General features: G+C 68.9%; 18 protein-coding genes and 1 riboswitch. Of the genes, 10 read left to right on the top strand and 8 right to left on the bottom strand.

Translation table 11 applies throughout. The features are described 5' to 3' along the window. Nucleotides 1–4 precede the first annotated feature (4 nt). Nucleotides 5–3,424, bottom strand: a complete 3,420-nt coding sequence (locus RTL41_RS03725; RefSeq protein WP_312161467.1) for an indolepyruvate ferredoxin oxidoreductase family protein — start codon at nt 3,422–3,424, stop codon at nt 5–7. Between the two features lie 141 nt (nt 3,425–3,565). Here RTL41_RS03725 and RTL41_RS03720 point away from each other — a divergent pair, with 141 nt between their 5' ends. The 4 genes from RTL41_RS03720 to RTL41_RS03705 all read left to right on the top strand — a co-directional run bounded on the left by RTL41_RS03720 (nt 3,566) and on the right by RTL41_RS03705 (nt 7,141). Continuing rightward, nucleotides 3,566–4,063 carry an Lrp/AsnC family transcriptional regulator gene (locus RTL41_RS03720; RefSeq protein WP_312161465.1) on the top strand — a complete coding sequence of 166 codons (498 nt, stop codon included), beginning with the start codon at nt 3,566–3,568 and terminating at the stop codon, nt 4,061–4,063. Between the two features lie 48 nt (nt 4,064–4,111). Beyond that, entirely contained in the window at nt 4,112–4,999 is an 888-nt protein-coding gene (locus tag RTL41_RS03715; protein WP_312161463.1) for a pirin family protein, read from the top strand. 89 nt (nt 5,000–5,088) lie between these two features. Further along, nucleotides 5,089–6,459, top strand: coding sequence for a cytochrome P450 (locus RTL41_RS03710; RefSeq protein WP_312161462.1), 1,371 nt, complete (start codon nt 5,089–5,091; stop codon nt 6,457–6,459). A 64-nt stretch (nt 6,460–6,523) separates the two neighbouring features. After that, the gene (locus RTL41_RS03705; protein ID WP_312161460.1) at nt 6,524–7,141 is read left to right on the top strand and encodes a glutathione S-transferase family protein; all 618 of its coding nucleotides are present in this window, start codon (nt 6,524–6,526) and stop codon (nt 7,139–7,141) included. A gap of 170 nt (nt 7,142–7,311) precedes the next feature. Here RTL41_RS03705 and pgsA read toward each other — a convergent pair whose 3' ends face one another. From pgsA to RTL41_RS03685, 4 genes are read right to left on the bottom strand one after another with little or no spacing between them, the layout of a single operon-like run. Beyond that, nucleotides 7,312–7,935: a CDP-diacylglycerol--glycerol-3-phosphate 3-phosphatidyltransferase gene (pgsA, locus tag RTL41_RS03700; RefSeq protein ID WP_312161459.1), complete on the bottom strand. Its 624-nt coding sequence runs from the start codon at nt 7,933–7,935 to the stop codon at nt 7,312–7,314. Between the two features lie 25 nt (nt 7,936–7,960). Continuing rightward, complete coding sequence (locus RTL41_RS03695; protein ID WP_312161458.1) at nt 7,961–8,233, bottom strand: hypothetical protein; 273 nt, start codon at nt 8,231–8,233, stop codon at nt 7,961–7,963. Between the two features lie 43 nt (nt 8,234–8,276). Further along, complete coding sequence (gene uvrC / locus RTL41_RS03690; protein WP_312161457.1) at nt 8,277–10,145, bottom strand: excinuclease ABC subunit UvrC; 1,869 nt, start codon at nt 10,143–10,145, stop codon at nt 8,277–8,279. Nucleotides 10,146–10,191: 46 nt separating this feature from the next. Then, nucleotides 10,192–11,982, bottom strand: a complete 1,791-nt coding sequence (locus tag RTL41_RS03685) for a long-chain-acyl-CoA synthetase (protein ID WP_312161455.1) — start codon at nt 11,980–11,982, stop codon at nt 10,192–10,194. Between the two features lie 181 nt (nt 11,983–12,163). Here RTL41_RS03685 and RTL41_RS03680 point away from each other — a divergent pair, with 181 nt between their 5' ends. The 3 genes from RTL41_RS03680 to RTL41_RS03670 all read left to right on the top strand — a co-directional run bounded on the left by RTL41_RS03680 (nt 12,164) and on the right by RTL41_RS03670 (nt 15,338). Continuing rightward, nucleotides 12,164–12,889 (top strand): HAD family hydrolase, encoded by a 726-nt coding sequence (locus RTL41_RS03680; RefSeq protein ID WP_312161454.1) that lies wholly within the window; start codon nt 12,164–12,166, stop codon nt 12,887–12,889. 136 nt (nt 12,890–13,025) lie between these two features. Continuing rightward, nucleotides 13,026–15,035 carry an ATP-binding protein gene (locus tag RTL41_RS03675; protein WP_312161453.1) on the top strand — a complete coding sequence of 670 codons (2,010 nt, stop codon included), beginning with the start codon at nt 13,026–13,028 and terminating at the stop codon, nt 15,033–15,035. Between the two features lie 87 nt (nt 15,036–15,122). After that, nucleotides 15,123–15,338 (top strand): hypothetical protein, encoded by a 216-nt coding sequence (locus RTL41_RS03670; protein ID WP_312161452.1) that lies wholly within the window; start codon nt 15,123–15,125, stop codon nt 15,336–15,338. On the opposite strand, the gene RTL41_RS03665 is transcribed toward RTL41_RS03670, so the two are convergent. Both RTL41_RS03665 and thiC read right to left on the bottom strand, forming a co-directional pair. Beyond that, the gene (locus RTL41_RS03665) at nt 15,339–16,082 is read right to left on the bottom strand and encodes a pentapeptide repeat-containing protein (RefSeq protein ID WP_312161450.1); all 744 of its coding nucleotides are present in this window, start codon (nt 16,080–16,082) and stop codon (nt 15,339–15,341) included. 126 nt (nt 16,083–16,208) lie between these two features. Further along, the gene (gene thiC / locus RTL41_RS03660; protein WP_312162226.1) at nt 16,209–18,032 is read right to left on the bottom strand and encodes a phosphomethylpyrimidine synthase ThiC; all 1,824 of its coding nucleotides are present in this window, start codon (nt 18,030–18,032) and stop codon (nt 16,209–16,211) included. A gap of 70 nt (nt 18,033–18,102) precedes the next feature. Next, nucleotides 18,103–18,189, bottom strand: a riboswitch (TPP riboswitch). A 92-nt stretch (nt 18,190–18,281) separates the two neighbouring features. Between thiC and RTL41_RS03655 the strand changes: the two genes are divergently transcribed. From RTL41_RS03655 to RTL41_RS03645, 3 genes are all read left to right on the top strand, one after another. Beyond that, complete coding sequence (locus RTL41_RS03655) at nt 18,282–18,683, top strand: DUF6491 family protein (RefSeq protein WP_312161448.1); 402 nt, start codon at nt 18,282–18,284, stop codon at nt 18,681–18,683. Between the two features lie 69 nt (nt 18,684–18,752). After that, nucleotides 18,753–19,757: a D-cysteine desulfhydrase gene (locus RTL41_RS03650; protein WP_312161447.1), complete on the top strand. Its 1,005-nt coding sequence runs from the start codon at nt 18,753–18,755 to the stop codon at nt 19,755–19,757. Then, on the top strand, nt 19,754–20,443 hold the full coding sequence (locus tag RTL41_RS03645; protein WP_312161446.1) for an amino acid racemase: 690 nt from the start codon (nt 19,754–19,756) through the stop codon (nt 20,441–20,443). The genes RTL41_RS03650 and RTL41_RS03645 overlap by 4 nt, the downstream gene beginning before the upstream one ends. Here the strand turns inward: RTL41_RS03645 and RTL41_RS03640 are convergent. Beyond that, nucleotides 20,440–21,285 carry a neutral zinc metallopeptidase gene (locus RTL41_RS03640; protein ID WP_312161445.1) on the bottom strand — a complete coding sequence of 282 codons (846 nt, stop codon included), beginning with the start codon at nt 21,283–21,285 and terminating at the stop codon, nt 20,440–20,442. The genes RTL41_RS03645 and RTL41_RS03640 overlap by 4 nt on opposite strands. Nucleotides 21,286–21,331: the final 46 nt, after the last annotated feature.

Raw genomic sequence — 21,331 nt, 5'->3', positions numbered from 1 at the left:
GCCCTCAGCCCGCCGCCTCCCATCTGGCCCAGAGCTTGGCCTCGTCGGCCTTGGCGGCCTTCACCGAAGCCTCCTTGATATGGCCAAAGCCGCGGATCGCCTGCGGAACCTGGGCGATCTGCGTGGCCAGGGGCAGGCGCCCGGCGTCGAGGCCGGTCAGCAGCCGGTCGAGGCCCGCCTCGTACTCGGCGATCAGGCCCCGCTCCATCCGGCGCTCCTCGGTGCGGCCGAAGATGTCGAGCGGACCGCCGCGCAGGCCCTTCATCCTGGCCATGATCGGGAAGGCGGTCTCCAGCATCCAGCCGCCGAACTCGATCTTCTTCGGCTTGCCGTCCGGGCCCTTGGGCGCGATCAGCGGCGGCGAGAGCAGGATCCTGGTCTTGCCGCCCTTGAACGCCTTGCCGCGCTCCTGCGCGAACCGGCCGTCGGTATAGAGGCGCGCGACCTCGTACTCGTCCTTGTAGGCCATCAGCTTGTAGAGGTTGACGGCCACCGCGCGCGTCAGCCTGTCCGTGCCCAGCGGGGCCTCGGCCGCGGCGACCTTGGCCACCTTGTCCGCATAGCGCCTGGCGTAGGCGGCGTTCTGGTAGGCGGTCAGCTCGCGGGTGCGGTGGGCGATCAGCTCGTCCAGCGGCATGGTTTCGGGGGTCGGCGCATGATCCTCCGCCGCCTTGGCCAGACTCGGATCATGGGCGACGCGGCGGCCCAGCTCGAAGGCCTGGAGATTGGCCTCGGCCTGCACGCCGTTCAGGCGGATGGCGCGGTAGACGGCGCGGCTGGAGAGCGGGATCAGCCCCTTCTGCCAGGCGAAGCCGACCATGATCATGTTGGCGAAGATGGCGTCGCCGAAGTTGCTCTCGGCCAGGTGATGGGCCGGGCATTGGTCATAGGTCTTGGCCGCGGCCTTGATCTTGCGGGCCATGACGCCGGCGTCGAAGCGCACGTCGCGGTCGGTGACGAAGTCGGCGGTCGGGGCGAAGTCCTCATTGCCGACCGCGGCGGTGCGGTCCTTGGCGTAGAGCGCCAGGGCGTCGGCGCCGGCGGCCGAGAGGATGTCGCAGGCGATCAGCACGTGGGCCGAGGCCGCCGGCACGCGGCCGCCGACCACGGTGTCCTCGTTCTCGCCGATCCGCACGTGGGAGAACACCGCCCCGCCCTTCTGGGCCAGGCCGGTCATGTCGACCACCGACGAGGCGCGGCCATCGACGTGGGCGGCCATGGCCAGGACCGAGGCGACCGTGGTCACCCCGGTGCCGCCGATGCCGGTGAAGAGGATGTTGCGAACCCCCTCCAGCGGTTCGACCGTGGGCAGCGGCGTGGAGTCGGCGGTCAGGGCCGGCATCGCCTTGGCCTGGGCGTTCTGGCCGCCCTCGATGGTGATGAACGACGGGCAGAAGCCCTGCAGGCAGGAATAGTCGGTGTTGCAGCTCGACTGGTTGATCTTGCGCTTGCGGCCGAACTCGGTGTTCAGCGGCTCGACCGAGACGCAGTTCGATTTCTTGGAACAGTCGCCGCAGCCCTCGCAGACCAGCGGGTTGATGAAGACGCGCTTGGTGGCGACCTCCATGGCGCCGCGCTTGCGGCGACGGCGCTTTTCGGTGGCGCAGACCTGATCGTAGAGCAGCACCGTCGTGCCAGGCGTTTCGCGCAGCATCTTCTGCACGTTCATCAGTTCGGCGCGCGGCTTGACCTCGACGCCGGGCGCCAGGTCGGCGACGCCCTCGTAGCGGCTGGGATCGTCGGCCACGATCACGGTCTTGGCTACGCCTTCCGAAGCGAGCTGGCGGGTGATCTGGGCGGGCGTAAAGCCGCTTTCGGCCGCCTGGCCGCCGGTCATGGCGACGGCGTCGTTGAACAGCAGCTTGTAGGTGACGTGGCTGCCCGCCGCGATCGAGGCGCGGATCGCCAGCGAACCGGAGTGGTTGTAGGTGCCGTCGCCCAGGTTCACGAACACATGCGGTTCGGTGGTGAACGGCGCCGAGCCGACCCAGGTCAGGCCCTCGCCGCCCATGTGGCTGTTCAGGTCGGTCTGCGGATCGGAGAAGCTGGCCATGTAGTGGCAGCCGATCCCGGCCAGGGCGCGGGTCCCTTCCGGCAGCCGGGTCGAGGTGTTGTGCGGGCAGCCCGAGCAGAAGAACGGCTTGCGCTGCTGGTCGGCGGCCAGGGTCACGGCCGCCATCGAGGCGGCGGACACCCGGCTCAGATAGTCGTGGACCCGCTCCATGTGCGGGCCGGGGGGAAGCCGGTCGGCGATCGCCAGCGCGACCTCGGCCACCGACAGCGAGCCGAGCTCCGAGAGCAGCGGATGGCCCTGTTCGTCGACCTTGCCGACGATCCTGGGCCGGGCGTGGGCGGGCAGGTCGTAAAGCGCGGCGCGGGCCTGGGTCTCGATCAGCGGGCGCTTGTGCTCGATCACCATCAGGGTCTCGAGGCCGGCGGCGAACGAGCGCAGGCCTGTCGGCTCCAGCGGCCAGGGCATGCCGACCTTGTAGATGGCGACGCCGAGGTCCGAGGCCTGCCTGGCCGAGATGCCCATGGCGGCCAGCGCCTCGATCACGTCCTTGTAGGCCTGGCCCTGGCAGACGATGCCCAGGCGCGGGCGCGAGGAACCGAGCATCACCCGGTCCAGGCGATTGGCGCGGGCGAAGGCCAGCGCCGCGGGGATCTTGAAGTTGCGGAGCCGGCGCTCCTTCTCCAGCGGCTGGTCCTTCAGGCGGATGCCCAGGCCCCCGGCCGGGATGTTGAAGTTCGTCGGCGCGACGATCTGGTGGCGGTTCACCGAGACGTCGATGGTGACGCCGGAGTCCATGGTGTCGGCCAGCGCGATCAGCCCGACCCACAGGCCCGAGAACCGCGACATGGCGATGCCCATCAGGCCGTAGTCGAGCACCTCCTGCACGTCGGCCGGCGACAGCACCGGCATCTCGAAGTCCTGGAAGGCGAATTCCGACTGCGACGGCAGGGTGGAGGACTTGCAGTTGTGGTCGTCGCCGGCCACGGCCAGGACGCCGCCCTTGGCCCAGGTCCCGGCGAAATTGGCGTGCTTGAAGGCGTCGCCCGTGCGGTCCACGCCGGGGGCCTTGCCGTACCACATGCCGGTGACGCCATCGAACTTGGCGCCCGGGAACAGGTTGGCCTGCTGGCTGCCCCAGACGGCGGTGGCCGCGAGGTCTTCGTTGAGGCCTTCCTTGAAGACGACCTCGGCTTCCTTGAGGAACCTGGCGGCGCGATGGGCCTGCTGGTCGAGGCCGCCCAGCGGCGAACCGCGATAGCCGGATACGAATCCGGCCGTGTTGAGGCCGGCGGCCTTGTCCAGGCGATGCTGATCCATCATCACCCGGAGCAGCGCCTGGACGCCCGTGATGAAGACTCGACCTTCCGTGAGCAGGAATTTGTCGTCGAGCGTCACGTCAGCGTGCCGCATAGCAATATCTTTCCTTTTCGGCTCCCCAATGGCTATAGAAGATCATATAAGATCGATGGAATTGCTTGCCAAAGGCGTGCCCCACTTCTCCCATTTCGGGGCAAGAATGACGCTCACTTACGCGGTTTGATGGAGGAAAAATTGTCCGAGGCCCTCGATGCGGTCGATGCCAAGATTCTGGATCTGATCCAGCACGACGCCGGATTGTCGGTCGCAGAGATCGCTGAACGGGTCGGATTGTCCTCCAGCCCCTGCTGGCGGCGGATCAAGCGCCTGGAAGACACCGGCGTCATCCAGCGCCGCGTAACCATCCTGGACCGCGACCTCCTGGGCCTGGGCTTCGAGGTCTACTGCACCGTCAAGCTCAGCCTGCCGACCAAGGACAACCTGGACGCCTTCGAGGGCGCGATCACCAAGCTGGCCGAAGTCGTCCAGTGCGCGACCGTCACCGGCTCGGCCGATTACGAACTGCGCATCGTCACCCGCGACATGCACGCCTTCGACGATTTCCTGCGCGACAAGATCCTCTCCCTGGGCCTGGTGTCGAACATCGAGAGCCGGATCGTCATCCGCTCGGTGAAGCACACCACCGCCGCGCCCCTCGGCCTTGTCAGCCCCTATGTGAGCGCGCAAGGCTAGCCTCCTTCCTGCGCCTCCCCCGCAGGAGGAAACGCAGGGAGCGGGAAAATGATCGACCTCGTTATCGACCAACGGCGCAAGGACCTCGGCGGGTTCGAGGTCGGGCGCGTCCTGCCATACGCCAAGCGGCGGATGATCGGCCCCTTCATCTTCTTCGACCACATGGGACCGGCGCAGTTCCAGGCCGGCTTCGGCCGCGAGGTCGACGTGCGGCCGCATCCGCACATCGGGCTCTCGACGCTCTCCTATCTGTTCGAGGGCGAGATGACCCACCGCGATTCCGTCGGCGTCACCCAGCCGATCCGCCCGGGCGAGGTGAACTGGATGACCGCAGGCAGCGGCATCACCCACTCCGAGCGCTTCGAGACCCTGCGCGAGAAGGGCGGCCGCATGAACGGCATCCAGACCTGGATCGCCCTGCCGGTCGAGGACGAGGAGATGGCCCCCTCGTTCGACCACTACTCGCCGGACGTCCTGCCGACCCACGAGGAAAAGGGCCTGTGGGCGCGGCTGATCGCCGGCCAGGCCTTCGGCGCCGCCTCGCCGGTGAAGACCCATTCGCCGATGTTCTACGTCCACTGGCACCTGAGCGCCGGCGCCCAGGCCCAGTTGCCGGCCGAGTATCCGGAGCGCGCGGCCTATGTGGCGCAGGGGATGGTCGAGGTGGACGGCCGCCAGTTCCACGAAGGCCAGATGTTGGTGTTCGAGCCCGGCCAGCCGGTGCTGTTCACGGCGATCGGCGATGCGATCGTCATGCTGCTGGGCGGCGAGCCGATCGGCCCGCGGCTGATCGAGTGGAACTTCGTCTCCTCGTCCAAGGACCGGCTGGAGCAGGCCAAGGCCGACTGGCGAGCCGGGCGCATGAAGCTGCCGGACGCCGACGACCAGGAATTCATCCCCCTGCCCGAGCCGCCGCCGGAACCCAGCCCTCTCTAGTGAGCTGAGCTCACGGACGCTCGACGCAGAAGTCGTGTGACAAGGGCCGCGCTGTCGCCGAGCCTTCGTCGTGTCGCGAAGGGCCCAGAATGAACCAGACGCTCGACTTCCGGCCGGCCTATCCGCCCCGCCTGGAACGCCCGCTTCCCGTCTGGCGGCAGTTCGTCGGCGAGATGCGGCGCAACCCGTTGCTGAACTGGCCGCAGGCGGCGTTCGAGGAGCCGTACTGGTTCCGGCGCATCGCTACGCTGCGCTACCATCTGGTCAACGATCCGGACGCCATCGGCCACGTGCTGCTGACCAACGCCGGGGGCTACGCCAAGCCTCGGATCGTGAAGCGCCTGTTCAGGTCGATGATCGGCGAGGGCCTATTCCTGGCTGACGGCGAATCCTGGAAGGATCAGCGCCGCCTGATGGCGCCGGTGTTCACCCCCGGCGCCGTGGCCGAGTTCGCGCCGATCTTCCTGGACGTGGCGGGACGCTCGGCGGATCGCTGGGCCCAGCAGTCGGAAGGCCGCATCGACGCGTCCGCCGAGGCCGTGCGCGCCACCTTCGATGTGATCGGCCAAGCGCTGTTCTCGGGCGAGACCGCCCTGACGTCCGACGAGGCTTCGGCTCATATCCATGCGGCGCTGGCTGGCCTGGCCGAGTACCGGCCGGGCGTCCTGTTCGGCGCGCCCTGGCTGGACCGCTCGCCGACCGCGCGCCGCGGCCAGGCCGGTCAGAAGTACTTGCTCGCCCGGTTGACCGAGTTCATTCGCACGCGCCAAGCCGACCCCGACCCGCCAGCGGACTTCATGAGCCGGATCATCGAGGCCTTCGCCAAGACGCGCTCGCCCGAGCAGGCGGCCAAGCTCACCCTCGACAACGCCGTGACCTTCCTGGTCGCCGGACACGAGACAACCGCCAACGCGATCACCTGGAGCCTCTACCTGCTGAGCCGGGCCCCCACGGTGCAGGAACGCGCGGCGACGGAGGCCATGACCGCCCTCGCCGCTGGAGGCGGCGCAAGCGAGATCGCCGCGCGCCTGCCCTATGTCCGCATGGTGCTGGAGGAGGCGATGCGGCTCTATCCGCCGGTGCACCGCATCGAGCGCGAGGCGCTGGCGGACGACGTCATCTGCGGCCATCGGGTACGCAAGGGCGACATGGTCTCGATCTGGCCCTGGGTGGTGCACCGCCATACGGCGCTGTGGCGGGACCCCGACGGCTTCGATCCCGAGAACTTCAGCCCCGAGGCCAAGGCCGGCCACCATCGTTTTCAGTACATCCCGTTCGGCGCCGGCCCGCGCGTCTGCATCGGCGCCCAGTTCGCGATGATCGAGGGGGCGCTGATCCTGGCCTCCTGGCTGGCGCGCTTCCGGTTCTCGCCCGATCGCGACCATCAGGTGTTTCCGACCGCCGACGTCAGCCTGCGGCCGCAGGGCGGGCTGCCCTTGCAGGTCGCCCTGCGAGATTGAGCTTGATCACCCTCGCGTAAGCCTGCGCATCCTGCCGGCCAACAAAATTGCCAGGGAGGACGGCATGAAACTCTATACGTCGATGGGCCCCAATCCGGCCGTCGTGACCATGTTCCTGGCCGAAAAGGGCGCGGAGATCCCGACCGAGAAGGTCGACCTGATGGCCGGCGAGAACCGCCAGCCGCCCTATGTCGCCAAGAACCCGGCCGGCCAACTGCCGTGCCTGGAGCTCGACGACGGCTCGCACCTGGCCGAAATCACCGCCATCTGTGAATATCTGGACGAGAAGTTTCCGGGCGTCTCGCTGATCGGGAGCACCCCGGAGGAGCGCGCCGCCACCCGCATGTGGGTGCGCCGCATCGACCTGAACATCTGCGAGCCGATGGCCAACGGCTTCCGGTTCGCCGAGGGCCTGCCGCTGTTCCAGAGCCGCCTGCGCACCATCCCGCACGCCGCCGGCGACCTGAAGGAACTGGCCCAGGAAAAGATCACCTGGCTGGACGGCCTGATGAGCGGCAAGACCTGGGTGGCGGGCGAGCGCTTCACCCTGGCCGACATCCTGCTGTTCTGCTTCCTGCAGTTCGGCGCCTCGGTCGGCCAGCCGATCAACCCCGACAACAAGAACATCGTCGCCTGGATCGAGCGCGTGAAGGCCCGCGCCGCCGAAAAGGCCCCGGCCTGACCTGACCAGGCCCCCTTCGTCTGATCGTCATCCCCGGCCGCGCAAGCGTGCCGGGGGTCCATGCGCGCCAGGTGTTTCGGCAGAACTCAGCGTCTATGGATGGCCGGGACCTGCCGGCCCGGCCATGACGAACAATCGCTCCGCCTTCTCGGGAAGGATCCCAGAGCGATCTACAGCGCGCTGAGCGCCTTGCGGGTCTGTTCCCAATACTGGGCGCCGGTGATCAGGGTGACGATGGTCGCAAGCCACATCAGGCCGTGGGCGAACAGCACCACCGGCTGCTCGATGGCCGGATCGGCCGGCAGGCCGAAGGCGCCCCACGAGGCCACCAGCAGTTCGGCCGCCAGGGCGGTGAGCTGCAGCGTCGTCTTCCACTTGGCGAGCAGGGTGACCGGCAGCTTCACGCCCTTGCCGGCGCCCACTTCGCGCAGGGCGCTGACCGTGAATTCGCGAAACAGCATCAGTCCGGCCGGCAGCACCACCGCCGGTTGGCCGCCCATGGCCAGCAGGCCCAGGATCGCGCCGCAGACCAGCACCTTGTCGCCGATCGGGTCGAGGATCGCCCCCCAGACCGTGACGGCGTCCAGCTTGCGCGCCAGCCAGCCGTCGAAGAAGTCGGTGACCGCGGCGATCACGAACGACCAGAAGGCCCAGCGCTGCAGCGAGAACTGCGCCTCGGGCGTCAGGCGCTCGCTGACATAGGGGACCGCCCCCGCCGCCGTCGCCAGCGCCAGGAAGACGAAGAGGGTCAGGACCAGCCGCAGCGAGGTCAGGATGTTCGGCAGAGCTTTCATGGCGGCTTTACCGCAGAGCGGTCCTTTAGGTGGCCGGCGTCAGCTCGACCTTCTGGGTTTGCTTGACATAGACGCAGATTCGCTTGTCCGCGCCTTCCCGTAGCACGGCAATCCCGTAGGTTTCCGTACCCAGCGGGTGGACCACCACCTCCGGGGTCTTCATCCCGCTCGCCTTGGCGGCGGCCAGGCACCTGGCGCCGACGTCCGCGCGGAACTCTTCCCAGGCCTGCGGCGAGCTGGCCTGGCTCGCGGCCGGGATCAGGGCGGCGAACAGGGCGACGGCGGCGATGCGGAACATGGGCGTCTCCTCGTGGGTCGGGACACGCAGACTAGCCGCTGGCTCAACCCTTGCGGAAGAAATCGAAGATCCGCTGGGCCAGGGCCTCGCTGACCCCGTCCACCTTGGCGAGGTCGTCCACCGAGGCGCGGCTGACGCCCCGCGCCGAACCGAAGGCGTGCAACAGGGCGCGCTTGCGACCGGGGCCGACGCCGTCGATCTCGTCGAGCGGGTTCTTCTTGATGTCCATGGCGCGCCGGGTCTGGTGGCTGCCGTTGGCGAAGCGGTGCGCCTCGTCGCGCAGGCGCTGCAGGTAGTAGAGCACCGGCGACTTCGGCTCGAGCATGAAGGGCGTCTTGCCCTCGATGAAGAAGCGCTCCAGCCCGGCGTCGCGGTCCGGCCCCTTGGCCACGCCGACCACGTCGATGTCGTCGACGCCCAGGTCGGCCATGATCTCCAGCACGGCCGCCAGTTGGCCTGCCCCGCCGTCCACCAGCACCAGGTCGGGCCGCGGCGGGTTCTCGCCGGCCTCCTCGTCCTTGACCATGCGCGAGAACCGGCGGCGCATGACCTCCTTCATCATCCCGTAGTCGTCGCCGGGGGTGAGGTCGGTCCCCTTGATGTTGAACTTGCGGTACTGGCCCTTCTGGAAGCCGTCGGGCCCGGCGACGATCATGCCGCCGACCGCATTGGTCCCCGAGATGTGGGCGTTGTCGTAGACCTCGATGCGTTCGGGCGGCGCCTCCAGCCCGAAGGCCTCGCCGACCCCGGCCAGCAGCTTCGACTGCGCCGAGCTCTCGGCCATCTTGCGGCCCAGGGCCTCGCGGGCGTTGGTCAGGGCGTGGTCGACCAACTGGGCCTTCTCACCGCGCTTGGGCCGGTTGATCTCGACCTTGCGCCCCGCCTTCAGGGCGAAGGCTTCCGACAGCAGCTCGCACTCCGCCGGCTCGACATTGGCCAGGATCAGCTTGGGGATCGGCTTGTCGTCGTAGAACTGGCCCAGGAAGGCCGACATGACGTCGGGGTCCTCGTCGGACTTGTCCACGCGCGGGAAATAGGCGCGGTTGCCCCAGTTCTGGCCGGCGCGGAAGAAGAACACCTGCACGCAGGCCTGGCCGCCCTCGGCGTGCAGGGCGAAGACGTCGGCCTCCTCCAGGGTCTCGGGATTGATCTGCTGCTCCTGGGAGACCGAGGCCAGGGCCCGGATGCGGTCGCGGATGCGGGCGGCGCGCTCGAACTCCATGTCGTCCGAGGCGGCCTGCATCTCGGCCGACAGCCTGCCGACCACGGCCCGGCTCCTGCCGCGCAGGAAGTCCTCGGCCTGTTCGACCAGGCCGGCATAGTCCTCCAGGCTGATCAGCCCCGTGCAGGGCGCGGCGCAGCGCTTGATCTGGTGCAGCATGCACGGCCGGGTGCGGCTTTCGTAGACGCTGTCCGAGCAGGAGCGCAGCAGGAACGCCTTCTGCAAGGTGTTCAGCGTCTTGGTCACCGAATGGGCCGAGGCGAACGGCCCGAAATAGTCGCCCTTGATCGTGTGGGCGCCGCGATGCTTGCGCAATTGGGCGGCCGGGTGGTCGCGACGGATGACGATCTCGGGGAAGCTCTTGTCGTCGCGCAGCAGCACGTTGAAGCGCGGCTTGAGCTGCTTGATGAGGTTGATTTCCAGGAGCAGGGCGTCGGTCTCGGTGCGGACCGTGACGAACTCCATCGACCGGGTCAGGTCGACCATCAGGGCGATGCGCTGGGTGTGGAACCGGCCTTGCGCATACTGCAGCACCCGCTTCTTCAGCGAGCGCGCCTTGCCGACATAGAGGACCTCGCCGCCCTCGCCCATCATGCGATAGACGCCCGGCGCGTCGGGCAGGCGGCGCACCTCGTCCTTGATCAGGGCCGCGCCCTGCAGGGGCGCTTCTGCGGTCACTTCGGTCGGCATGGGGCCAATATAGGCGAGTCCGCGTTCCGGCGCAGGGCGTGCGGCGCTACAGCTTGACGCCGCCGGCCAGGATCTTGGCGTAACCGGGCTTGGTCATCTTCAGATAGCCCTTGTTCGGGTCCTTGTAGTACATCGCGCCCTTGACCGCGGCGGGATCGAAGCCGTCGGCCACCAGGTCGATCTTGCGGTACTTGAAGGTCCCCGTGGTCTCGATCGCCGGCAGGATCCGCACGAACACCGGCTGGGCGTAGGGCGGCAGCTCGCGCAGCACCGCCTCCTCGAAGACCTTGATGTCGAAGCCCGGCTCGACCACCAGGCCGGCCATGCCGGCGCGCCCGTCCGCGCCCTCGACGGCGACGCCGTAGACATTGGCCTCGGCGACGCCCGGAATGGCCTGGAGATGCCCGGCCACCTCGCCGGTGGAGACGTTCTCGCCCTTCCAGCGGAAGGTGTCGCCGATCCGGTCGACGAAATAGAAATAGCCGTCGGCGTCGGTCTTCATCAGGTCGCCGGTGCGGAACCAGGCGTCGCCCTTGGCGAAGACGTCGCGCAGCACCTTCTTGTCCGAGGCGGCCTTGTCGACATAGCCGGTGAACTCGCTGCGCGCGTCGTGGCCGATCTTGCCGATGCACTCGCCGATCTGGCCGGGCCCGGCCTCGACGCAGAGGCCATTGAGGCCCCGGATCTCTTCTTCCTTCTCGACGTCGAACTGGACGAGGCGGAAGTTGAAGCGCTCCTTCAGCCACTTCGGCGCCCGCCCGATCGCCCCGACCTTGCCGTCGAAGTTGAACATCGAGACGTTGCCTTCCGTCGCCCCGTAGAATTCGAGGATCTCGGGAATGCGGAAGCGGCTCTTCATCTGCGCCCAGACGTCGGCGCGCAGGCCGTTGCCGAAGGCCAGCCGGATCTTGTGCTGACGCTCGGCCTCCACCTCCTCGTGGTTGATCAGGTAGCGGCAGAGCTCGCCGATATAGACGAACATCGTGCAGTTCTCGGCGACCACGTCGTCCCAGAAATGGCTGGCGGAGAACTTCTTCTTCAGCACCACCGAACCGCCGTTCAGCAGCGCCGCGCCCAGGGCGCAGAGCCCGCCGGTGGCGTGGTAGAGCGGCAGGGTCACATAGACCCGGTCCTTCTCGTTGGCCCCGGTCGAGCCGGCGAAGCCGCGCATGTAGAGCTGGGCGCGGACATGGGTGATGCGCGCGGCCTTGGGCAGGCCCGTGGTGCCGCTGGTGTAGATGTAGAGGGCGGTGTCCTTGGCGGTCATGCCGTCGCGGACGGAGCGGTCCGGCGGCAACTGGCTGCAGCTCTTGAGCGCCTGGCTCAGGTCGCGCTGGTCGCCGTGCGCCTGGCCGCCCAGCACCCATTGCAGCATCGGCCGCTCCAGCAGCCCCCTGGCCTGTTCGAAGGCCGGCGAGGTCTCGGCGTCGACGATGACGTGGGCCGCGCCCGAGATGTTCAGGCAATGGGCCAGCGGCGATCCCGCAAGCTGATTGTTGATCAGGGCGGTCACCGCGCCGATCTTGGTCAGGCCGTACCAGATCGGGAAATATTCCAGCCGGTTGGGCAGGAAGAGCGCCACGGTCTGGCCGCGCCGCACGCCGATCCCCTTGGCCCAGTGGGCGAAGCGGTTGGCGATGGCGTCCATCTCGCCATAGGTGATCGTCTTGAACTCGAAGGTCAGGGCCGGCCGGTCACGCCACTGTTCCACCGCCGCCTGGATGTCGTCGCAGACCAGGTTGGGCGACGTCGGCGCGATCGTCTTCACCCTCTTCAGGGTGCGGTTGAGATTGCGAAAGAACCGCCAATCACGCTCCAGACGGGCCTTGAGTCGCATTCATTCCCTCCGACTTGCGGCCACCTTGGAGGCGCCCGGTCGGGGGGGTCAAGCTGGGGCGTCGTCGCGCCCGGTCACACACGCGTCAGGCGAGCCCAAAACGTGGCGCAAAGGACTCACTTCGTCCGCGGCGCCTGGAATCGCACGGCTTTCGCTGGCACTGGAACTGGGCATGAGCCCCATGCCCAAAGCGATTCTCTTCGACCTCGACGAAACCATCATCTCGTTCGGGTCGCGCCGCCTGGTCCTGCAGACGGTGATCGAGGAATTCGCCGCACGCTTCGCGCCGGTCGCGCCGGAGGACGCGGCCCTGGCCATGGAGGCCGGCTTCCGGCGCTTCTGGTCGGACGAGGCCCGGGCCGCGATCTGGCGGCAGGATCTCGGCGCCGGCCGCATCCTGGCGGTGGAAGGGGGGTTCGCCGAACTCCGCGACCGCGTTCCCGGCCTGGGCGCGGACTTCGCCCGCACCTTCGGCCAGCGCTTCCACGCCTACCGCGAGGAGCAGGCCGCCTTCTTCCCCGGCGCCCTGGAGACGATCCGGGCCTTCCGCGCCCTGGGCGTGAAGCTGGCCCTGGTGACCAACGGCGCCGCCGAACCCCAGCGGGCCAAGGTCGAGCGCTTCAACCTCGCGCCGCTGTTCGACCACGTGCAGATCGAAGGGGAAGCCGGGTTCGGCAAGCCGCAGGAACAGGCCTATCTCCACGCCATGCAGGCGCTGGGCGTGGAGCCGCACGAAACCTGGATGGTCGGCGACAATCTGGAATGGGAGGTCGCCGCGCCACAGCGGCTCGGGATCTACGCCATCTGGCACGATCACATGGGCGAGGGCCTGCCGCCGGGCTCGGCCGTCACGCCCGACCGGATCGTTCGTTCCATCGCCGAACTGAACCCGAACCTGGCGAAATAGAAGCCCGCCGAACGGGAGTCGCCTTTTTCGTGTACGAACCTCGACCACACCCTCCCTTAACCACCTTGCCCCCAGTGTCCGAAGCCGAAGTGCCGAGTGAGGGGCCGACGAAATGCGGCGGGAGTCCGAGTTTAGGTTGCTGGCGCCGCTTGTCGTGCTGGCCCTGGGCGCCATGGCGGTGTTCGTCGCCAGCCTCCTGATCTGGGCGCGCCAGGTCGATCGGGACGTCCAGGAGCGCGAGGTCGCCCTGGTCGAACGCGGGGTGAGGGCCAACATCGCCGAGATCGAGCGCTCGATCCTGCCGGAAACCAATTGGGACGAGGCGATCGTCAACCTCGACAACCGCTTCAACCACGCCTGGGCCGACGCCAACCTCAACGACTACTTCTCGCAGAACATCGACTTCGAGCACCTGTTCGTCCTCGATAGCGACAACCGGCCCATCTATGCGCGCCTGCACCGGCAGACCGTCGCGCCGTCGACCTATCGGGCCTTTCAGGGCGCAGAACCGCTGATCGCCAGGATCCGCCAGGCCGAAGCCGAGCGGGGCCCCATCGCCAGGCGCAGCCCGGACGCGCCTCGGACGCTGGTCTCCCGAGCCATCCAGACCAGCGACTTCATCGTCCGCGACGGCGCCATCTACCTGGTGTCGGCCACCCTGGTGCAGCCCGACTTCGCCACCGCCGTGCCGCGCCGCCCCTACGCCCCCATCGTCGTCATGGCCCTGAAGATCGACCCGCGGTCGCTGGGAAAACTTCAGGAGCGGCTGCAACTGCGGAACCTGCAGTCCAGCGTCGGTCGCTCGCTGGCGGGTCCCGGCGACGCCGAACTCATGCTGCCGACCGGCAAGGGCGCCGCGCCGCTCTATCTCAGTTGGACGCCGCAGAAGCCGGGCGCCGAACTCGCGCGCGCCGCCGCGCTTCCGGTGGCGCTGGTGCTGCTCGTCTTCGGTCTCGTCGGCGCGGTGATGATCGCGCGCATTCGCGCCGCCGCGCTCCAGTTCCTCGCCAGCCACCGTTCCCAGAGCGAGTTCCTCGCCAATATGAGCCACGAGATCCGCACGCCGCTCAACGGCGTCAACGCGATCGCGGCCGCCCTGGGCCGCACGCCGCTGAATACCGCGCAGGCGGAAATGGTCGGCATCATCCAGGGCTCGGGCGAGGCGCTCGAGCGCCTGCTGTCGGACGTCCTGGACCTCTCGCGTATCGAGACCGGCACGATCGAGGTCCTGCGCCAGCCCTTCCACCTGGGCGAGGCCATTCGCGCGGTCGCGGCCCTGGCCGCCACGCGCGCCCAGGAAAAGGGCCTGGACCTGATCGTCGATATCGACCCGGCCGCGGAGACCGTCGTCGCCGGCGACGCCGTGCGGATCAAGCAGGTGCTGATCAACCTGGTCTCCAACGCGGTGAAGTTCACCAGCGAGGGCTATGTCGCCATCGCCGTCCGCGCCGAAGGCCCCGACCGCTGGAAGATCGACGTTCAGGACACCGGCGTCGGCTTCGACCTGGCCGAGAAGGCCCGCCTGTTCGGCCGTTTCGAACAGGGCGACGGCTCGGGCACCCGCCGGTTCGGCGGCGCCGGCCTTGGCCTGACCATCGCCAAGCAACTGGTCGACCTGATGGGCGGCGAGATCGACGCCGCGGGCGCGCCGGGCGAAGGCGCGACCTTCACCGTCCGCCTGCCGATCGCCCTGACCAGCGCCGCGCCGCATCCAGCCGCCGAACCGGACCCGGAGGCCGCGCCCGACCGGCCGCTCCGGGTCCTGCTGGCCGACGACCATCCGACCAACCGCCGGGTCGTGCAGGTGCTGTTCGCCGAACTTCCGGTCGACCTGGTCTGCGTCGAGAACGGCGAGCAGGCCTGCGAGGCCTTCGCCATCCAGCGCTTCGACCTGGTGCTGATGGACATGCAGATGCCGGTGATGGACGGCCTGGCCGCGGTGCGGACGATCCGCGACCGGGAGCGGACGCGCGGCATGGTCCCCACCCCGATCGTGATGCTGACGGCCAACGCCCTGCCCGCCCACGAGGCCGCCAGCCTGGCCGCCGGGGCGGACCTGCACATGCCCAAGCCGATCGAGGCGGCCAAGCTGTTCGGCGTGCTGCAGGCGGTCGCCGACCGTCAGACGGTGGCGGCCGCGGCCTGACGGCCAAGCGACCCCTTGCCACATTCCCGAACGCCGTTCTCTGTGGCTTTTGCCCGGCTCGCAGTCGCGATCGATTGAGGACTACTGATGCTGAAGCTGTTGTTTTCGAGCTGGGGCGCCGAGTGGGGCACCGCGGGTCTCGTGTTCTTTGTCAGCGCCGCCGTCGGCCGTTTCGCCGCCGAGGGCATGAACACGCTTCAATGGTGCGGCGCGATCACCGCCGTGCTCGCCTCGATCACCGCGGCCGTGGCCGTGCGGGTCTGGAAGGCCGAGCCGGTCAAGGCGCGCATCGAACGCGACTGATCACTCGGCGTGGACGTCCACGCCCATCGCGTTCAGCAGGCGATACTGCTGATCGAGCGTAATCTTCATCCCCTGCAGGGTGGCCAGTTCCGAGAGGTTCAGGCCGCTCACCTCCGCCCCGCGCAGGTCGGCCCTGGCCAGCTTCGCGCCGACGGTCAGGGCCTGGAAGAGGTCGCACTCGCGCAGGTCCGCGCCCTCGAGGTCGGCGTCCACCAGCACCGCCTCCCGCAGGCTGGAGCGGTTGAGGTCGCCCGTCGGCAGGCGAAGCTGGGTCAGGTCGGCCAGTTCCAGGTTGCAGCCCTTCAGCGCGCCGGCCCACTGCACGATGTTGCGCCCGAAGGCGCGGCTGAAGTCGGCGCGGACGAAGGCCGAGCCCCGCAGGTTGCAAGCCTCCATCTCCACGCCCCAGAGGCTTGAGCGCTCGAACCTGGCGAACGACAGGTCGCACTTGCGCAGCCGCGCCTCCTCCAGCCGGCAGAATGCGAACGCCGCGCCGATGTGCCCGGCGTCGTCGGCGAAGTTGCACGCCTCGAAGACCGCCTCGCGCAGGTCGGCGTGGGCGAACCGGCAGCGGATCAGCCGGCAGCCCGTGAACCGCGCGCCCTGGAGCGCCGCGCCCTGGGCCTGCACCTCGCGCAGGGTGCAGTTCTCGAACACGGCGTCCGTGAGGTCGGCGTCGGTCCAGTCGAGGTCGGACAGGTCCAGGTCGACGAACCGCCCGCCCGCCTTCAGTTCAGTCGCCATCACCACCACCGCTCAACCCACCCAGGCCAGGACCCAGGCCGATTCTCGATCGAATCTACGTCGCAATCGGTCATAGACGAACGGGCCGCTCACCCCGGCCTTTCGCCGGGGTGAGCGAGCGTCGGATCAGCTCTCGGCCTTCACATAGATCTCCCCGCCCTCGGCGCGGAACTTCTCGCTCATCTGCTCCATGCCGGCGGCGACGTCGTTCTGCTTGGCGGCGGCGTCGCGGATGTCCTGGCTGATCTTCATCGAGCAGAACTTCGGACCGCACATCGAGCAGAAGTGGGCGGTCTTCATCGCCTCCTTGGGCAGGCTCTCGTCGTGGTATTCGCGCGCGGTCTCGGGATCGAGGCCGAGGTTGAACTGGTCCTCCCAGCGGAACTCGAAGCGGGCGCGGCTGAGCGCGTCGTCCCAGGCGCGCGCGGTCGGATGCCCCTTGGCCAGGTCGGCGGCGTGGGCGGCGATCTTGTAGGTTATCACCCCTTCCTTGACGTCCTCGCGGTCGGGCAGGCCCAGGTGCTCCTTGGGGGTGACGTAGCAGAGCATGGCGGTGCCGTACCAACCGATCATCGCCGCGCCGATGGCGCTGGTGATGTGGTCGTAGCCGGGCGCGATGTCGGTGGTGAGCGGGCCGAGGGTGTAGAACGGCGCCTCGCCGCAGGTGGCGAGTTGCTTGTCCATATTGGCCTTGATCTTGTGCATCGGCACGTGGCCGGGGCCTTCGATCATCACCTGGACGCCATGCTTCCAGGCGATCGGGGTCAGCTCGCCCAGGGTCTCCAGCTCGGCGAACTGGGCCGCGTCGTTGGCGTCGGCGATCGAGCCGGGGCGCAGGCCGTCGCCCAGGCTGAACGAGACGTCATAGGCCCGCATGATCTCGCAAATCTCTTCGAAGTGCTCGTAGAGGAAGTTCTCCTTGTGGTGCGCCAGGCACCACTTGGCCATGATCGAGCCGCCGCGCGAGACGATGCCCGTCACCCGCTTCGCGGTCAGCGGCACATAGGCCAGGCGGACGCCCGCGTGGATCGTGAAGTAGTCCACGCCCTGCTCGGCCTGTTCGATCAGGGTGTCGCGGAAGACCTCCCAGTTCAGGTCCTCGGCGATCCCGTTGACCTTCTCCAGCGCCTGGTAGATCGGCACCGTGCCGATCGGAACCGGGCTGTTGCGGATGATCCAGTCGCGGATGTTGTGGATGTTCCGGCCGGTGGACAGGTCCATGACCGTGTCGGCGCCCCAGCGGATCGCCCAGACCATCTTGTCCACCTCGTCGGCGACGGTGGAGAGCACCGCGGAGTTGCCGATGTTGGCGTTGATCTTGACCAGGAAGTTGCGGCCGATGGCCATCGGCTCGAGTTCGGTGTGGTTGATGTTGGCCGGGATGATCGCGCGGCCGCGGGCCACCTCGTCGCGGACGAACTCGGGGGTCACGAAGTCGGGGATCGAGGCGCCGAAGTCCTCGCCGTCGCGGATCGCGCCGTCGTTCTCCTGGCGGCGCAGGTTCTCGCGGATGGCGACATATTCCATCTCCGGCGTGATGATCCCGCGGCGGGCGTAGTCGAGTTGGGTCACCGCAACGCCGGGCTTGGCGCGATAGATCCGGCGCGGGGCGTTGAACTGCGGCGCCAGATGCTCGCCCTTGGCGAAGCCGTTGTCCTCGGGCTTCACCTCGCGCGGGTTCGCCACGATCTCGATGTCGCCGCGCGAAACCACCCACGGCTCGCGGGTGCGGGCCAGGCCCTGGTCGATGTCGATCTTCACCTTGGGGTCGGTGTAGGGGCCGGACGGGTCGTAGATCGTCACCGGCGGCTCGTTCGCCGACGGATGCACCGCCACCTCGCGGAACGGCACGCGGATGTCCGGCCACAGCACGCCGGGCTGGTAGACCTTGCGCGAGCCGGGGCGCTCGCCAGTCGGGATGGCGTCTTTAACGGGCGTCTGGATGTTCACCGGCGCAAGCTCCTCTGCGGCCAAGGGTCCGCCGGCGACCGGGAATCCGGGCATGCGCATGCCCGGAACGCCTTCCCTTCGCCGGCATGACCCGGATCAGGTTCTACGGGTCGCGGGCTCGCCCGCCTCTCAGCCGCCCAAGCGCGGCCCCCCGAGGACTGCGCCAGTCATAGGCGCGAACGACGCCGATTGAAAGCGCCGCCGTCCAGCCGCAATCTCGCGCATACTCCGCTTCATAGGAGGATCGTCATGCAACGCCTGTTCCTCACCGCCGCCGCGGCGCTCACGGCCCTCGCAGCCGCCCCCGCCTTCGCCGCAGAACCCGCCGCCCCCGCCGCGTCCAGTTCGCAGTGCTTCCGGATGAGCCAGATCCGCAACCACACCAAGGGCGACAACCAGACGCTCTATCTCTCTGTGCGCTCGAAGGACGTCTATCGCCTCGGCATGTCGGGCGCCTGCCTGGCCGGCGCGACCTCCAACGACGCCCTGGTGCTGCAGCCCACGGCCGGGATCGATCTCATCTGCCGCCCGCTCGACCTGGACCTCAAGGTGCGCACCGGCGCGGGGATGCTTTCGCCCTGCATCATCAAGGACATAACCAGGCTGACGCCCGACCAGATCGCGGCCCTGCCACCCAAGATCAAGCCATAGCGCCGCCAGAGAATCTGGGCTCGCGAGCGCCCTTGGCCGCATGCTAGGCAGGCGGCCAAGGAGTACCCCATGCAGCTTGCCAAGTTCCCCCGCGCGCGGTTCGCGCATCTCCCCACCCCGCTGGAGGCCGCCCCGCGCCTGGCCGCGGAACTCGGGATCGCCAAACTCTACATCAAGCGCGACGACTGCACGGGCCTGGCCGGCGGCGGCAACAAGACCCGCAAGCTGGAGTTCCTGGTCGGCGAGGCCCTGGCCCAGGGCGCCGACACCCTGGTCACCCAGGGCGCGGTGCAGTCCAACCACGTGCGCCAGACGGCCGCCGCGGCGGCCCGCTTCGGCCTGGCCTGCGAGATCATCCTGGAGGAGCGCACCGGCTCGAAGGCGGTCGACTACACCGGCTCGGGCAACGTCCTTCTCGACAGGTTGCTGGGCGCGTCCATCAGGAACGTGCCGGGCGGCAGCGACATGAACGCCGAACTTGAAAAGACCGCCCAGGCGATCCGCGCCCGCGGCGGCAAGCCCTACGTCATTCCCGGCGGCGGCTCGAACGCCATCGGCGCGCTCGGCTATGTCGACTGCGCGCTGGAGCTGGCGCGACAGGCGGACGCCCAGGACCTGGCCATCGACCGCATCGTCACCGCGACCGGCAGCGCCGGCACGCACGCCGGGCTGGTCGCCGGCCTCGCCCTGCTGGGCGCCGACATCCCGGTGCTGGGGATCGGCGTGCGGGCGCCGAAAGACGTCCAGGAAGCCAATGTCCACAAGCTGGCGGTCGAGACTGCGACCCTGCTGGGTCACGGCGAGCGCGTCGCCCGCGAGATGACGGTCGCCAATTGCGACTATGTCGGCGCCGGCTATGGCCTGATCGACCAGGGGGTGATCGACGCCCTGAAGCTGGCGGCGCGCACCGAGGGCCTGCTGTTCGACCCGGTCTATACGGGCAAGGCCGTCAAGGGCCTGATCGACCTGGCCCGCAAGGGGACCTTCAGGGACGAGACCGTGGTCCTCCTGCACACCGGCGGCGCGCAGGGCCTGTTCGGCTATCACAGCGAGATGGAAGGATCGCTCCGGTGAGCCTGGTCCTGGGCGTGCTGGGCGGCATGGGCCCGGCCGCCACGCTCGACTTCCTGGCCAAGCTGCAGGCCCTGACCCCGGCCGAACGCGACCAGGACCACATCCGCACCCTGGTCGACATCAATCCGCAGGTGCCCGACCGCAACGACCTGCTGAACAAGCCAGGTCCGGTGCTGGCCGAGATGGCCGGCGCCCTGCGCGGGGCCGGCGCCGACGTGCTGGCCATCGCCTGCAACACCGCCCACGCCTATGCCGACATCATCACCCGCTCGAGCGGGCTGCCGCTGATCGACATGATCGGCACGGCCTCGGCCGCCGCCCGCGACAGCGGCGCCCGGCGGGCCGGGGTGCTGGGCACGCCCCAGGCGCTGAAGCTCTATCGCGAGTACCTGGCCGCCCAGGGCATGGGCCTGGTCACCCTGGCGCCCGATCGCCAGGAGCTGTTCATGAGCCTGATCTACGCCATCAAGCGCGGCGATTGCGGCCCCGAGGTGCGCGGCCAGATGGCCGCCCTGACCGCCGACCTCGCGGCCGGCGGGGCCGAGACGATCATCGCCGGCTGCACCGAGGTTCCGCTGGTCTTCGAGGCCGGATCGGGCCGCCTGCCCTTCATCGACGCCGGCGAGACGCTGGCGCGCCGCTGCGTCTCGGTGTGCCTGGGCCTGGAGCCGGTCCCGGCGCTCTAGAGCCGCCCGGCGCGGAAGGTGTCGCAGGCGGCGGGGTCGCCCTTCTGCACCCCGATCCGGAACCAGCGCATGCGCTGCTCGCTGGAGCCGTGGGTGAAGGCGTCGGGCATGACGCGGCCCTGGGACTGCTTCTGGATGGCGTCGTCGCCGACCGCCGCGGCGGCGCGGATGCCGTCCTCGATGTCGGCCGGGTCGAGCGCCACCTGGCCGCCGGACGCCGCCGGCGCGTGCGCCACCCAGACGCCCGCATAGCAGTCGGCCTGAAGCTCCAGCCGCACGGCCGAGGAGTCGGCGCCGCGCGAGCCGCGTTCGACGTTGTTGGTCGCCCCGGTGAGGTTCTGGACGTGGTGGCCGACCTCATGGGCGATGACATAGGCCCGCGCCGCCTCGCCCTTGGCGCCGAAGCGGCTCTCCAGCTCGTTCCAGAACGCCAGGTCCAGATAGATCTTGCGGTCGGCCGGGCAGTAGAACGGCCCCATGGCCGACTGGCCCATGCCGCAGCCGGTGCCGGTGGCCTGGTCGTAGATCACCACCGAGGCCGGCCGCTGGTAGCGCTGCCCCTCGGCGGCGAAGATCTGGGTCCAGACATCGGTCGTCGACTGCTCGATCACGTCGACGAACTGGCCGCCCTCGTCCTGGGTCGTGCCGCGCACGCCCTCCTGCTGCTGGGCCTGGCCCCCGCCCTGCACCACCGACATGGTGGTCGAGGGATCGATGCCGAAGACGAAGTAGCCGATGAGCGCGAGGGCCAGGCCGCCCAGGCCGATGCCGCCGACCCCGGCGGCGCTCATGCCGCGGCGATCCTCGATGTTGCCGCCTCTGCGACCGCCCTGCCAACGCATGTCGTGCTCCTCCAGAGACGCCGAACGCCCAAGTCCGGCGCGAGGA

The organism is Phenylobacterium sp., from assembly GCF_031984885.1.
Taxonomy (GTDB): domain Bacteria; phylum Pseudomonadota; class Alphaproteobacteria; order Caulobacterales; family Caulobacteraceae; genus Phenylobacterium.
Note: the sequence above shows the minus strand (reverse complement) of the source record. Positions and strands in the feature narration are given on the sequence as shown.

Coding starts and splice junctions, on each gene's coding strand:
- RTL41_RS03655 (WP_312161448.1), top strand. CDS start 18,282: ATGCAACGCCTGTTCCTCACCGCCGCCGCGGCGCTCACGGCCCTCGCA.
- RTL41_RS03685 (WP_312161455.1), bottom strand. CDS start 11,982: ATGCGACTCAAGGCCCGTCTGGAGCGTGATTGGCGGTTCTTTCGCAAT.
- RTL41_RS03680 (WP_312161454.1), top strand. CDS start 12,164: ATGCCCAAAGCGATTCTCTTCGACCTCGACGAAACCATCATCTCGTTC.
- RTL41_RS03695 (WP_312161458.1), bottom strand. CDS start 8,233: ATGTTCCGCATCGCCGCCGTCGCCCTGTTCGCCGCCCTGATCCCGGCC.
- pgsA (WP_312161459.1), bottom strand. CDS start 7,935: ATGAAAGCTCTGCCGAACATCCTGACCTCGCTGCGGCTGGTCCTGACC.
- RTL41_RS03650 (WP_312161447.1), top strand. CDS start 18,753: ATGCAGCTTGCCAAGTTCCCCCGCGCGCGGTTCGCGCATCTCCCCACC.
- RTL41_RS03640 (WP_312161445.1), bottom strand. CDS start 21,285: ATGCGTTGGCAGGGCGGTCGCAGAGGCGGCAACATCGAGGATCGCCGC.
- RTL41_RS03670 (WP_312161452.1), top strand. CDS start 15,123: ATGCTGAAGCTGTTGTTTTCGAGCTGGGGCGCCGAGTGGGGCACCGCG.
- uvrC (WP_312161457.1), bottom strand. CDS start 10,145: ATGCCGACCGAAGTGACCGCAGAAGCGCCCCTGCAGGGCGCGGCCCTG.
- RTL41_RS03705 (WP_312161460.1), top strand. CDS start 6,524: ATGAAACTCTATACGTCGATGGGCCCCAATCCGGCCGTCGTGACCATG.
- RTL41_RS03710 (WP_312161462.1), top strand. CDS start 5,089: ATGAACCAGACGCTCGACTTCCGGCCGGCCTATCCGCCCCGCCTGGAA.
- RTL41_RS03665 (WP_312161450.1), bottom strand. CDS start 16,082: ATGGCGACTGAACTGAAGGCGGGCGGGCGGTTCGTCGACCTGGACCTG.
- RTL41_RS03715 (WP_312161463.1), top strand. CDS start 4,112: ATGATCGACCTCGTTATCGACCAACGGCGCAAGGACCTCGGCGGGTTC.
- RTL41_RS03725 (WP_312161467.1), bottom strand. CDS start 3,424: ATGCGGCACGCTGACGTGACGCTCGACGACAAATTCCTGCTCACGGAA.